The 13,236-nt window shown below is 38.7% G+C and carries 14 protein-coding genes; 6 read left to right on the top strand and 8 right to left on the bottom strand.

What is annotated here, in order from left to right; all coding sequences use genetic code 11:
• Position 1 precedes the first annotated feature (1 nt).
• Positions 2-1,432, bottom strand: coding sequence for a flavin monoamine oxidase family protein (locus DIS06_RS14985; protein ID WP_110114066.1), 1,431 nt, complete (start codon positions 1,430-1,432; stop codon positions 2-4).
• Between the two features lie 333 nt (positions 1,433-1,765).
• On the bottom strand, positions 1,766-2,224 hold the full coding sequence (locus DIS06_RS14980; RefSeq protein ID WP_110114039.1) for a DUF3141 domain-containing protein: 459 nt from the start codon (positions 2,222-2,224) through the stop codon (positions 1,766-1,768).
• A gap of 231 nt (positions 2,225-2,455) precedes the next feature.
• Here DIS06_RS14980 and DIS06_RS14975 point away from each other — a divergent pair, with 231 nt between their 5' ends.
• The gene (locus DIS06_RS14975; RefSeq protein WP_110114038.1) at positions 2,456-3,277 is read left to right on the top strand and encodes a Cof-type HAD-IIB family hydrolase; all 822 of its coding nucleotides are present in this window, start codon (positions 2,456-2,458) and stop codon (positions 3,275-3,277) included.
• 238 nt (positions 3,278-3,515) lie between these two features.
• Here the strand turns inward: DIS06_RS14975 and DIS06_RS14970 are convergent, their stop codons facing one another.
• Positions 3,516-4,214 (bottom strand): pseudouridine synthase, encoded by a 699-nt coding sequence (locus DIS06_RS14970; RefSeq protein WP_110114065.1) that lies wholly within the window; start codon positions 4,212-4,214, stop codon positions 3,516-3,518.
• A 184-nt stretch (positions 4,215-4,398) separates the two neighbouring features.
• Here DIS06_RS14970 and DIS06_RS14965 point away from each other — a divergent pair, with 184 nt between their 5' ends.
• The gene (locus DIS06_RS14965) at positions 4,399-5,412 is read left to right on the top strand and encodes a L,D-transpeptidase family protein (protein WP_239422081.1); all 1,014 of its coding nucleotides are present in this window, start codon (positions 4,399-4,401) and stop codon (positions 5,410-5,412) included.
• 279 nt (positions 5,413-5,691) lie between these two features.
• Positions 5,692-6,741: a M14 family zinc carboxypeptidase gene (locus DIS06_RS14960; protein WP_110114063.1), complete on the top strand. Its 1,050-nt coding sequence runs from the start codon at positions 5,692-5,694 to the stop codon at positions 6,739-6,741.
• Between the two features lie 45 nt (positions 6,742-6,786).
• Here the strand turns inward: DIS06_RS14960 and DIS06_RS14955 are convergent, their stop codons facing one another.
• From DIS06_RS14955 to DIS06_RS14945, 3 genes are all read right to left on the bottom strand, one after another.
• A complete protein-coding gene (locus tag DIS06_RS14955) occupies positions 6,787-6,981 on the bottom strand; it encodes an IDEAL domain-containing protein (protein ID WP_110114037.1) in 195 nt (64 codons plus the stop codon).
• Positions 6,982-7,075: 94 nt separating this feature from the next.
• A complete protein-coding gene (locus DIS06_RS14950; protein ID WP_110114036.1) occupies positions 7,076-7,729 on the bottom strand; it encodes a DUF6944 family repetitive protein in 654 nt (217 codons plus the stop codon).
• 36 nt (positions 7,730-7,765) lie between these two features.
• Complete coding sequence (locus tag DIS06_RS14945; RefSeq protein WP_110114035.1) at positions 7,766-8,305, bottom strand: DUF6944 family repetitive protein; 540 nt, start codon at positions 8,303-8,305, stop codon at positions 7,766-7,768.
• A 146-nt stretch (positions 8,306-8,451) separates the two neighbouring features.
• Here DIS06_RS14945 and DIS06_RS14940 point away from each other — a divergent pair, with 146 nt between their 5' ends.
• Positions 8,452-9,522: a DUF3900 domain-containing protein gene (locus DIS06_RS14940; protein ID WP_110114034.1), complete on the top strand. Its 1,071-nt coding sequence runs from the start codon at positions 8,452-8,454 to the stop codon at positions 9,520-9,522.
• Between the two features lie 58 nt (positions 9,523-9,580).
• Here the strand turns inward: DIS06_RS14940 and DIS06_RS20190 are convergent, their stop codons facing one another.
• Positions 9,581-9,994 carry a hypothetical protein gene (locus DIS06_RS20190; protein ID WP_162595987.1) on the bottom strand — a complete coding sequence of 138 codons (414 nt, stop codon included), beginning with the start codon at positions 9,992-9,994 and terminating at the stop codon, positions 9,581-9,583.
• A gap of 177 nt (positions 9,995-10,171) precedes the next feature.
• Between DIS06_RS20190 and DIS06_RS14930 the strand changes: the two genes are divergently transcribed.
• Both DIS06_RS14930 and DIS06_RS14925 read left to right on the top strand, forming a co-directional pair.
• Positions 10,172-10,651, top strand: coding sequence for a hypothetical protein (locus tag DIS06_RS14930; protein ID WP_162595986.1), 480 nt, complete (start codon positions 10,172-10,174; stop codon positions 10,649-10,651).
• Positions 10,652-10,827: 176 nt separating this feature from the next.
• On the top strand, positions 10,828-11,643 hold the full coding sequence (locus DIS06_RS14925) for an acyltransferase family protein (protein WP_162595985.1): 816 nt from the start codon (positions 10,828-10,830) through the stop codon (positions 11,641-11,643).
• A 92-nt stretch (positions 11,644-11,735) separates the two neighbouring features.
• Here the strand turns inward: DIS06_RS14925 and gltD are convergent, their stop codons facing one another.
• The gene (gltD, locus tag DIS06_RS14920; RefSeq protein ID WP_110114030.1) at positions 11,736-13,217 is read right to left on the bottom strand and encodes a glutamate synthase small subunit; all 1,482 of its coding nucleotides are present in this window, start codon (positions 13,215-13,217) and stop codon (positions 11,736-11,738) included.
• Positions 13,218-13,236 lie beyond the last annotated feature (19 nt).

Here is a 13,236-nt window from a genome sequence, read left to right as displayed (position 1 = left end):
GTCACTCTCCCCTCTCATTCACTTCCTTCGCCACACGAATGCCTGATTCAATCGCTCCTTGAATCCACCCTGGTAACGAGGAGGTGTGCTCTCCAGCAAAATGGATGCGTCCTTCTGGTGTCATAAGCACATCGCCGAGTTCTTTTTGTTGCTCAGGTTTAAACATACAAAAGCCACCTACATACGGATACTGTGACCAAATGTGAGAAGATCCGGTCACAAACTCATGATAAATTTCTTGACCATGAATTGCTGCAACGTTTTCAAGCGCATTTCGAATACGATCTTCTTCGATTAAGCTATCCCAAATGAGTGCATCATCTTCCCACGTATAACTTGCAAGGAGAATACCTGCTCCCGTCTTACTTTGTTGATTGATCGGATAATATATTCGTCGAATCGGTAAATCAGTCGTTGCACTTCCACCAGAAAGACCTTGTTTCTCCCAAAATCTTGTCTTAAATTGCAGTCCTATTTTTGTAGTTGGCACATAATGAAGCTCACGAATCGCTTTACGCTTATCGTGTGACAACGAATGATATGGGTAAACTTCAATAAAGTTCATCCCTGAAAATGGAATGGTGACAATAACGCAATCTGCCTTCGTTTCATATCGTTTTAAACTTTGCTTATGAATGGATCGAACCGTTACACCTTCCTCTTCTTGAACAATTCTTGTCACTCTTTGGGACAAAAACAATGAATCGTTTAGCTGTGGTAGAAATGCTTCTGGTAAGCGACTACTTCCTTCTCTTACTTGATAAAACTTTAAGTTAGGTACAGAGAGCACCATGATTTCTCGTAAAATAGCCAAAAAAGATAACTCTGATAGCCCTTCAAAATTTACCATTACATTAATCATTTCAATTGCACCCGATGAGAGTGTTCGACCAAATGGATTGTATCGTAAGTAACTATCCATTGAATAACAGTCGAAATCATTAATGACTTTCTTCCAATTTTCTTTTGGGTTTTTATTAATAAAACTAGTAATTGGTTCAATTGCCCAATTTAAAAGCTCGTCTGCTGTTTTACCTTTTTCACTTTCTTCAACAGGATAGTTAAGAATGTCTGGGTTTTTCTCATATTGTTCATAAGTTGTTCTTACCCCATTCACATAAATAAGATCGTTTGGTGTGCGGTTAATAAAAGGATCAAGCGAAAGATTAAACTTCCTGACATATTCAAGCACTAACTCATGTGTCTCTGGAATTCTCATCGCTCCAACATCAAGATACAATCCTTCTGTAAATGGGGACCTTTCTGTAAAAACACGTCCACCTACTCGATTGTTCACTTCTAAAATTGTCACGTGATGTCCAGCTTCTTTTAACAAAGAAGCTGCTACGAGCCCTGCCATTCCAGCTCCAATAATGACAATATTTTTAATTGATTGAGATTCTGGCAAGCCGTTCTTTATCGTCGAAACCATTTCATTACTTTCAGTAGCTACAATTCTCACAAACTCTCATCTCCCGTCATCAACCCATTCATATCATTATTTTATTCCCCGCTAGATGAGAACATGACTTTTGCCAGCTTTGAACATATAAATAAACAAAACAGCCTAAAGGCTTATCACTCACCTCCAGGCTGTTTATTGGATTATCGTTCATTGACTTTTCTCTTGTAATTCCAACAAATAACTAGAATAAACAACTCCAGCAAATCCTAAATATTCAACATAAGGAGCTGTTTTTGACATCTCACTCACATTTAGTAAAAACATCTATTTCCCCTCCAGACATTAACAGTTTCTCTCTTTTCACATTGAGTCAGAACGCGCCTGTAACCATCCTTTAAGATACTCAGGCAATTGACCATTTTTGACCGTGATAGACGTATGACCACCATCATTTAACACATACTGTTTATCTTCACTTGAGACGAGATTCATAATTAGATACGTTTGTTCTTTCGGAACGAGACGATCATTTTTAGAAGATATGACTAATAAATTTGAAGAAATGTTTCGCAAATCAATACGTTGGTTACGAATGACCATTTGTCCTTTTACTAGTTTATTTTCTTTTACTAAATCATTTAATAATTGTTTTAACGTTGCACCGACAAATGGAATATGCCCTTTTGTCCAGTCGTGAAAGCGACGCCACTTTTGAACATATTCTTGATCATCTATTCGATTTAATAAGGAGAGATACGGAGTAAAGTAAAAAGGAGAGGTAACGAGACGAACACCCGCTTCAATAAAACTAGCAGGCATAATCCCATGAGCATCAATGAATTCATCGACGTTTATTCTTCCGTCTCTTAGCGCTTGAACCCAATGGTCAAATTTGTCTAGCTTCGTAAAATCAATTGGTGTAACAAATAAGACTATATTTTTAAATGGTAGGTTTGACTATGTCTACTTTCTAGTTACACATTGATTTTTCACCTATTTGTAGTAGGATAGTAGAGAAACGAACACCTTAGATAGAAAGGACGTATAACTATGACATATAAAATGATTGTATTAGATTTAGATGATACACTTCTTCGTGATGACCAAACCATTTCACCACGTACAAAAGAGGCCTTAATGAAAGCACAAGAAATGGGGGTAAAAGTTGTTCTCGCATCAGGACGTCCGACGTATGCGATGACTCATATTGCCGAGGAGCTTCGCTTAAAAGATTATGGTAGTTTTATTCTTTCATTTAACGGAGCAAAAGTGATTAACTGCCAAACAAATAAAGAGCTATTTAGTAGTACGTTACCTCCTGAAACGGTTCATCATTTATATGACATTAGCCGCCGAGAAAACGTATGGATTCACACGTATGTAGGAAATGACATTGTGACAGAAGAAGAGAATGAATTTACGGATGTAGAAGGCAATTTAACAAGTATGCCAATCGTAAAGGTCGATAACTTCGTTGAAGCAGTGAACGAACCCGTTGTCAAAGTATTGATGTTAAAAGAAGCAGAACGTTTAGCAGAAGTAGAAAAAACATTGCAAGAAGAGCTAAACGGAGAGTTAAGCGTTATGCGCTCAAAGCCATTCTTTTTAGAATTTACCGAAGTAGGCGTCACAAAAGGAACGAGCCTAAACTTGTTAATTGAAAAGCTTGACATTAAACGTGAGGAAGTAATCGCTATGGGCGATAGTTATAACGATTTAGCAATGATTGAATTTGCCGGTCTCGGTGTTGCGATGGGAAATGCACCAGATGATATTAAAGAAATCGCAAATTATGTAACAGACACAAACATGAATGACGGTGTAGCAAAAGTCGTTGAAGAGTTTGTTTTAAAAACGAACGTTCTTGTGTGATTCACAGGAGTTTTAGTGACATTCTTTCGCATAGTGTCTCAAACAAAAAACGATTTGCTTAAACGAGTAGATAATAAAAAGACGCCTGTACAAAGCAGGCGTCTTTGATGCGTTTTGAGGCGAAACCGACCATACGGCCACATCCGTACGTTACCAAAAGGCGTGTCGCTCGACTTACACAAATTAGCTCATCGCTCAATTAATATACCATCTCTACTCTTAAAACACAAGCTATTTTTTACTTATTCTCTACTTGCATCTTTAATGTCTGAACCTCTTCCTCTGTTAAATCACGCCACTTCCCCTTTTCAATCCCTGTTAATTCAACATTCATAATTCGAATACGCTCTAGTTTGGTCACTGTGTACCCAAACGCACGACACATTCGACGAATTTGCCTATTTAGTCCTTGCGTTAAAATAATCCGAAACGTCACATCGTTTATACGAAACACATCACAAGGGTTGGTTTTGACGTTTGGAAGTTGCACTCCTTTTGACATTCCTTCAATGAATGCATCGCTAAACGGTCGATCAACCGTCACAACATACTCTTTTTCGTGATTATGCTCGGCACGTAAAATCTTATTCACGATGTCTCCGTCGTTTGTTAATAAAATTAACCCTTCTGACGCTTTATCTAACCGTCCGATTGGAAAAATCCGATATGGATGATTCACAAAATCAATAATGTTTCCTTCAATTTCGTTCGCAGCCGTACACGTAATCCCAACAGGTTTATTTAACGCAATATAAATAGAAGGATCATGATTTTCCTTCACTTTTTCTTCATCAATCCATACAACATCGTCCTCTTTTACAAAATGGTCTTTCGTCGCTATGTCTCCATTGATTTTTACTCGTTTGGCAGCAATTAATCGCTCTGCTTCTCGCCTTGAACAATAGCCTGACTCTCTTATATACCGTTGAATCCTTATCATTATTTATGCACGACCTCTCTACTTACCTTCAGTCTGCTTATTGTATCTTATCTATTTTAAAATAACTACTATAGGTCATTTTTCCTTTTTGTAACAATTTTAACAAAACTGTAAAGTGTTCAAGCTCTTTACACATACCATACATAGAGTTCCATTTATGAAAATGATAGGAGGGAAATGTTTGATACGTAAACTTATCACATTGATCACCGCTTGCCTTCTTGTTTTTAGTCTTAGTATAACCTCAACTGAAGCTTCAGGAAGCCAACTCATCATTATTAACAAATCCACTAATCAACTCGCTTATTATCATCATAGTAAACTCGTTAAAGTATTCCGTGTTGCAACAGGTAAAAAGCCTTCTTACACACCTGAAGGAACGTTTAAAATTGTGAACAAAATTAAAAACCGCCCTTATTACAAAGGAAATGTAAAAGGTGGAGATCCGAAAAATCCACTTGGAGATCGTTGGCTCGGTCTCAATGCACGTGGCACATATGGAACAACCTATGCCATTCATGGAAATAACAACCCGAACTCCATTGGAAAATATGTAAGTAACGGATGTATTCGTATGTATGACGAAGAAGTACGCTGGTTATTTGACCAATTGAACGTAAACGCAACTGTCATCATTACGACATCACAAAAGTCATTTGACGCGATTGCAGCTGCGAACGGATTTAAAGTAAGTGGTGGAGCACATACACCGGTTGTCTCCTCCCCTAGTTCGAGTAGCTCCTTAAAGATCGGACACCGTGGAAATGAAGTGAAACAACTTCAACATAAGCTTCGTTCGTTAGGCTATAACATCGGAGAAATTGATGGCGCATTTGGCCCAGCAACAGACGCAGCCGTTCGTGAGTTTCAACGAAAAAATGGGTTAACAGTCGATGGTGTCGTCGGACTAGCGACTCAAAAAGCGCTAAATCTTTCAAAAGTCACAACTACGAATTCAGCACCAGGAACCGTATCCTCAACAACACGTATTGCTAGTACATTGAGGCAAGGACATCGCGGCAATGAAGTGGCTTCGCTTCAGCGTACTTTACACGCTTTAGGCTATAAAGTAGGAACCATCGACGGCATATTCGGACCGGCAACTAACGCGGCTGTTCGTGAATTTCAACGTCAAAATAACCTTGCCACTGATGGAATTGTTGGACCGGCAACAAAGTATGCTCTTCAACTTTAAAGAAACATAGCACTCATACACAAAGGGAATCTCTTAGTGGATGTTTTTCCACCAAGAGATTCATTTGCAATCATTTATAAATTACCACTTTTTTCATTCAGCGGTACTTTCAACCTAAAACTTTATTCATGATGCGATATTCTTTAATTAAAATATTCTTAAAATACAGTATTTTACGCTCATGCATCCGTTTCCACCTCTATTATAAGCTAGATAGGTAGCGTGCTTGTTCAATTGAAACAGGACGTAAACCATTTTTGAGGAGGAAACGATATGACAATGAAAAAGAAAATGCTATCACTCTCATTATCAGGCGTCATGGCACTAGGAGTGTTCGCGACAACATCTATGCCAGCTCAAGCTGTTGGGAACGGGCCAAATTATAACGGAAATGAAACAATACGTAATTCAATTCTACATACATATGAAGAAATGGTAAGCTTTTTAAAGACACAAGAAGCGAAGCAAAATGCAATGGAATTAGAAGTAATTGGTCAAACGGTAAAAGGACGTGACATTCACCTTGTTAAATACATGTCAAATCCAGAGAACCCGACGATTCTATTTTTAACACAACAACACGGTAATGAGCAGTTAACAACAGAAGGTACACTAGAGTTCATTAAACATTTAGGAACAAATAAAACAAAAGGTGTACTCGATCACGTTAATATCTTAATTGTTCCGATGCAAAACGCAGACGGGGCAATGGGTGATGTGAACTTCTCGTTAGATAATTACCTTGGTGATGGCAAGTACCACTTAACACGTTATAACGCAAACGAAGTTGATTTAAACCGCGATCATGTCAAACAAGAACAACCTGAAACGAAAGCCCTGCATAACAATGTTCTTAAGAAATACGATATCGACTATATGATTGATTTGCATCATCAAGGTGCGCGAAGTGAACGCGATGGGAAACTTGTATCTGGATCCATTCTTTATCCAACAAGTCCAAGTGTCGATAAAGAGGTGGTTGAACGCTCAAAACGATTAGGTGCTGTTGTGTTCAACGCAGTTGATTCAACAGGTTGGGGGCATTTAGGTAAATATAGCGGTGGTTCTGATAACGCAATTGGCCGTAACGGCGCAGCCGCTCAATATGGCATTTCAACACTTTTATTTGAAATGCGTGGCATGTCTGATCACTTCTACGACTCATACATTCTTGGTCAAAAAAGCAACGGCTATTTAATTAAACAGACGATTACAACATTGGATTCTACTGTACGCGCAATTGCTGACGGTTCAATTGAAACAATCGACACAAGCTTTTGGGATACACTTCCTACCCAAACAACACGTTTAGGTGAAGAAGACGAGTAATATTCACACAAAAAGGATCTGACGAGCAGATCCTTTTTGTTATCCTTATATATTTCGCAATTCTTTCGTTAAACGTAAAAACGCTTTCTTATTTCGTTCTTTCAGTGACACATCAATTTGGCTTCGAAGTTTCTTTTCATGGACATCTCGCAGAACCTTATCTAAAAACATTTCTGCTAATAGAGCATCAATCACTTTCTCTTCCGATTGGTACGATTCGTTTACTAGATTCTTTTCCATCAATATCAACTCCTTGTCCTTTTTTATTATAACTCAAATTAACTGATAATTCAAATATTTTTAATGTAGTAATAAGTTGATTTGTTACTATATTTTAGAAATAGTGAGGAGGATAATTAAAAAATGAACAGTCTGACTCTTCTTCCTTCTCTTCTTCCTCCTTCTTTTCTTCTTCATCATCATGATGATTAGATGGGCTCGGACGAATCGTTTCCTTTACTGCTTCGATCACCGCCCCTGTAGCTTGTATCCAACTTCCGACGACGCCAAATATTCCATCAAACGGTCGGTCTTCCCCAATCCCTAACTCATACGCTCCGGAAACGGCTTGAATGAATGCTCCGAGAGATTGCAAGGAGTTTCCTACAATCTCTAATAAGATTGGCTGATTCGTATCAACATTTCGTAAATCATTAATCACCTCTAAACCTGCACCAATTGATTGAAAACTATCACCAATGACAATTAACGCTTCATTTTCAAGACGCTCCTCACGTCGATTTAATAAAACGCCACCAATGATTGATAAATTCCCAACCACTTGAAGTTCACTACCAAGCTTTTCAAGTACCTCATCTACAGGTCCTGCTATTTGAAGGGAGTTTCCGATTGCTTGAAGTCCGTTTCCTAAAATGATGATGTCTTCCGTTCGCCGAGAAGGTTGCCTGACTTCTTCTGTCACACCGATCGATGCCGTAATGTTCCCTGTTGCGGTAATCCATGCTCCAAGCAATTCCGTTTGCCCCACGCTGCTCCCTCCTTTTGTAATATAGTATCGTATGAATCAAATCGTTTCCTTCACTGCTATGATAATTGCTCCTGACGTTTGAATCCACGTCCCAATTGCTCTTATTACTTTTTGACCAGGCCACTTACTTCCTAGCAGATTACCACCCGTCAAAGCTTGAATGAACGCACCTATCGATTGTAAGGAATTTCCTGTTACATCTAAAAAGACAAACTGATTGGTTGCACGGTCTTGGATGTTACCGATAACCTTTATAGCTGCACCAACAGACTGCAAACCGTTACCGATCACAAGAAGAACATCATTTTCAACACTCACTTTATGCTGATTGCCAACGGCTCCTGTAATAACCGACACGTTTCCAACTGCCTGTATCTCACTTCCTACCCTCTCCGTTACAGAATCGATCCGTTCATCAATTGAAATCGTATTTCCAAGCGCTTGAAAACCGTTTCCCACTATAACCAAGTTGTCATTTTCCCGTGAACTTTCTACTAGTTCTCTTGTTGTCCCAATGGCTACGGCTGTGTTCCCTATTGCAATTAGCCAGGAACCAATCAGTTTGTTTTCTGTCACCTCACTTCCTCCCTTGGTTCGATGTTGTTATGCTATTGTATTCACGCTACATCAAGGTGTTATTTTATACACAAAGAACAAATTGACGAACGAAGGCTGCTTTTCTATACTTGAAGGATGACTACTAAAGAAGTGTGGTGAAGAGAATGGATTTTCAAATGCGCTTTTTATCTTTCTACGTTGTACAAGTAGAGGGTAAAGAAGATCAAGCAACGAAGCAGTATAAACATTTTCAAACATTGAGCGAAGAACAGTATGAAAACAGTGCGTTAAAAGACTTTCTAGACGGTGAATTTAAAAAGATTGTCAAACGTAAAGTCGAACGCCATCCGAAATCTGAGCAAGTGCCAACCAAGCTCGGCTATTTTATCGTTGAACCAGGGCACGAACTTACATCCAATCCGAACTACAATCTCTTTCACCGTGCGCTTCACGCTGAATCAAACGAAGCATTCAAAGAAGTAAGTGAAGAGTTTGTACGGGCTTATATTGACACAGCAGCCGTACGAGGTGGTGCGTTCTTAGTGGCAACGGCGACACCAAGAAAATACTTTGATCACTCATTTGTGTTTGTGATGAAATGTGACTTTGAACCAAAAGTAGCATCCATTGCGGACGAATCAACACTCATTCGTCATGTTGAAATGGCCATCACGACAAAAAATATGAAATCTATTCAATACCCGTACATGCCAGAAGAAGGCATGATTGAAGAAAATGAATTAAAAATCCATCAGTCCTCACATGCTCGGTATTTTGAAGACTTTTTAAAATTTGTCGAGTATGGAGAACCGATGCCTGAAATCATGAAAAATCAAGTGATGGAGATGGTGCGTGGACACATCCATGAGACATTTGAACTTGAAAGCGAAGAGCTTGAGCAATTTGAAGTCGAAATGGAAACGTGGGCAATAAGTGAAAAGCGTGAAATTCAAGAACGATTAGATACACACCAAGTCGTTGAAGCAGCCGCTCACATCATTGAGCACTCTCCAGAAGCAGAGTTAAAAATGAAACTAGGAGAAACGGAGATTAAAGGATTACTAGCTGATTTCGGTCAAAACATTCATTTAGCGAAAGTAAACGGTCGCTATGTCGCCGTTGTGGAAGCTGAATCTATTTTATTTGAAAAAGGCGTATCTCCCATTGAGTTTTTAAAGCCTGATGAGTTAGATGCGGTGTTAGAAAAAATTCGGAGGAAAATGGTTGGAGAATAAAGAAAGTGAATGCGCTACTTATAAAAAAAAGCACTGACAACACGACGTTGGTGCTTTTTTATAAGTAGTACTCATCGTCTTGGTCGTCCCGAGGATAAGGCTGTTCTTCAAAATGAGAATGTCCCCTCTCTTGTGTGTTTGTTTTCGTGAACATGTCGTATAGCTTTTGTATCCTTAAATCTTCATCTATGTCTTCTTTAGAAGAGTGATAGGTATTTAGTTTTCGGACATCTACTTTTGTGGTGAGATACTTGTCACATAACTGCTGAAGCTTATCGTCTGTATCTGTTGAATTGGGCCCCCTCATTTTAGTCACCCCGATATGAAGCAAGCGATTTATCTTTTGCTCACCTGAAGCAGTTTTCGAAATAGCTCTCATTCGTTTTTCGGCATGACTTTTTAAGACTGAACAAGTTGTTGTTAAATGTATAATTAAAAAAGATAAAATAGGTAGCTCGCTGCGTTCAAACAAAATTGCCGTTGAAGCAACCTTACCGATACTAGCACATGTTATGTAAAATTGAATAAGATGCTACTAACTCAAAAGAAGCTGAGGCAACGGGAGATTACAACGGTTCCGTTTTAAAGAATGATTCATGTCACTTGTGTTCACCATGCTGTACACTTAATGAAGAAAGGACGAAAAAACGTGCAACCTATTCAAGCATATAATCCATGGAGTGTAAATTGGAATCCTCAATGGCAAAGCTGGTACGGACCTTACAGTCAAAATTGGTTTAATCCTCAAGGACAACTTTATACGTATCAACTTAATACAAGCGATCAACAATGCATGAAGAGATGTTACGACGACTACAAAAATAGTAACTTAATGTACACGCAATGCGTTCGTCAGTGTACGCAAATGGATGAAAGTCGATTGAACACCGAAGAATTATATCCTTCACATTCAACTGACTACTCATTCATACAACTTAACCGCTTTCTTCTTCCACAAACGTGGGGATACTACGGTTTCTCATCTTATAAATCAGGTCCTTGGCATCAGCTTTCTCCTCACCAAACTCATTATCATATGTACTATTTAAACCCAGCTCTTATCAAACCATTTGTACCTCATCAACCCATTTATCCGTATCAAGGTTTTCCATTTACAAATGGGAATTAACCAAACACAACACCCCTTCTACAGTATGTAAAAAAACAGCAAAAGAGAGGGTGTTTTGTGAACTACCTATTACTCATTAGAACAACCTCATTTATCATACAAAAACAGGAAAAAAGTATCATAAGCTAGAATAATTACATGAATGTATAGTTCAACTGAAAGAAGAGATGAGACAATTGAAACGACAGTATCACAATCAATTTTCAGGTTCTTTTTTCTCATTCCTTCCACATTATATGAATGGTCTCTATCTTGATATTGGTGGGAATGGCAATTTTGCATTTGTAGGCCTTCATTTATGGTATGTACTTGTTTTGTTAACGTTCTCACTTCTTACATTACCGTTGTTTCGTTTTTTAGGACAAATGAAACTAAAAACTACTTATTATTGGTTACTACCGCTCCCACTCATGCTTTTATCCAATAGCAATATAGTGAACTTAGGTAGCTGGGATATCCTTTATTATCTTGTTATCTTTGTATATGGATATTACTTCTTTCATGGCGATTATTTTTATGAAATGATACATAAAAGTATTTTAATTCATGTATTAATCGCATTTTCTACATCTGTTGCTTATATAGTTTGGTTTATCTTTTATATGTCCGAAGCAGAAACAACGATTTTCTTCTTGTTTAAAAGCATTTGTGCACTAAGCTGCTGGAGCTTACTGATGATTATGTTCTATTTTGGAAACCGCTATTTGACACGCTCACATTCTACCCTCACTTATACAAGTGACGCAGCGATGCCATTTTACATTTTGCATCAACCTGTTATTGTCATCATCGGTTTCTTTATAAAAGATTTATCGTGGGCACTTGAAGTCAAACTGGCGTTTCTAATAATTGTATGCTTTATCATTGTTTCGCTACTCTATCACTTTTCAATTCGTCCTTTCAATCTCGTACGTTTCGTTTTTGGACTAAAGCGAAAAAAGCTGTTCATAACAAAAAGATCCGAACTATCAAAAGTATATAACTCACGATAGTTCGAATCTTTTATCAACTGAAAGACTGATGTCTCAGTCTCTTTCCTTTATTTATAAAAACCCCTTTGTTAGCGAAAAACTCCCATACACCTTTATGTTAATACCGTGCTCCCCATTAAGTACGTATCAACTTGACGAGCGACTTCACGGCCTTCATGAATCGCCCATACAATTAAACTTTGACCTCTTCTTGCATCACCAGCAGCAAAGACACCTTCTACGTTTGTTGTGTATTCTCCGTAAGTTGCTCTTACTTTTTGGTTTGTTGTTTCAATGCCGAATTGTTGAAGCAGTGGTTGTTCTGCTCCTTCAAATCCGATTGCGACGAAGACAAGTTGAGCCGGCCATACTTTTTCTGTACCTGGAAGCTCGTTGAATACAAATCGACCGTCTTCCCCTTTTACTTTTTCCATTTGAACCGTATGCAATTCTTTTAAGTTCCCATTCTCATCCGCTACGATTTCTTTCGTTTGAATTAAGTATTCACGCGGATCTTTCCCATACTGCTTCGCTGCTTCTTCATATGCATAATCAAGTGAATACACATTCGGATAAGCAGGCCACGCATTGTCTTCTGTACGTGACGTTGGCAGCTGTGGATGTTTACCAAATTGAACAACCGTGCGGCATTTTTGACGTAGTGCTGTTGCAACACAATCTGCTCCCGTGTCACCGCCTCCGATGACAATCACATCTTTATCTTTTGCATCGATAAATTGCCCATCCTCAAAGTTTGAGTCTAGTAAACTCTTTGTTGCTTGTGTTAAGTAATCCATCGCTAAATGAATGCCTTGCGCTTCCCGACCTTCTAGTACTAAATCACGTTGTTTTTGTGCACCAATACAAAGAATGACAGAATCATATTGTGTTTTTAGCTCTTCAGATGAAATGTCTTTTCCAACCTCTGTATTCGTCACAAAATCAATGCCTTCTTGTGTAAGTAAACGTACACGTCGCTCTACCACTTCTTTTTCTAACTTCATGTTTGGAATCCCATACATTAACAATCCACCAGGACGATCTGCACGCTCATACACAGTAACTGAGTGCCCTGCTTGATTTAACTGATCAGCTGCTGCTAGTCCTGCAGGACCTGACCCAACAATGGCAACTTTCTTACCTGTACGCTTTGTTGGAATGCGTGGAGTAATCCAGCCATTTTCAAATCCTTTGTCAATAATTGTGCGTTCAATATTCTTAATTGCAACCGCTGGATCTGTAATGGCCAATGTACAGGAACCTTCACATGGAGCTGGACAAACACGTCCTGTAAACTCTGGGAAGTTGTTCGTTTTCATTAAACGCTCCAATGCTTCTTCCCATCTACCTCGATACACTAAGTCATTCCACTCAGGAATTAAATTGTTAATTGGGCATCCTGTTGTTACATGATTCAGTTCCATTCCCATGTGACAGAAAGGCGTCCCGCAATCCATACAGCGGGCACCTTGTCTGCTTAATGATTCATCGGAGAAAGGAGCTGAATATTCGTTCCAGTCGTTAATACGCGTGCTAGCATTTCTTTCTGTCGCTTTTTCACGTGTATATTCCATAAATCCTGTTGCTTTTCCCATTATTCTCTCTCCTTTCCGT

Source organism: Bacillus sp. CGMCC 1.16541 (assembly GCF_003184905.1).
Classification (GTDB): domain Bacteria; phylum Bacillota; class Bacilli; order Bacillales; family Bacillaceae_H; genus Priestia.
Note: the sequence above shows the minus strand (reverse complement) of the source record. Positions and strands in the feature narration are given on the sequence as shown.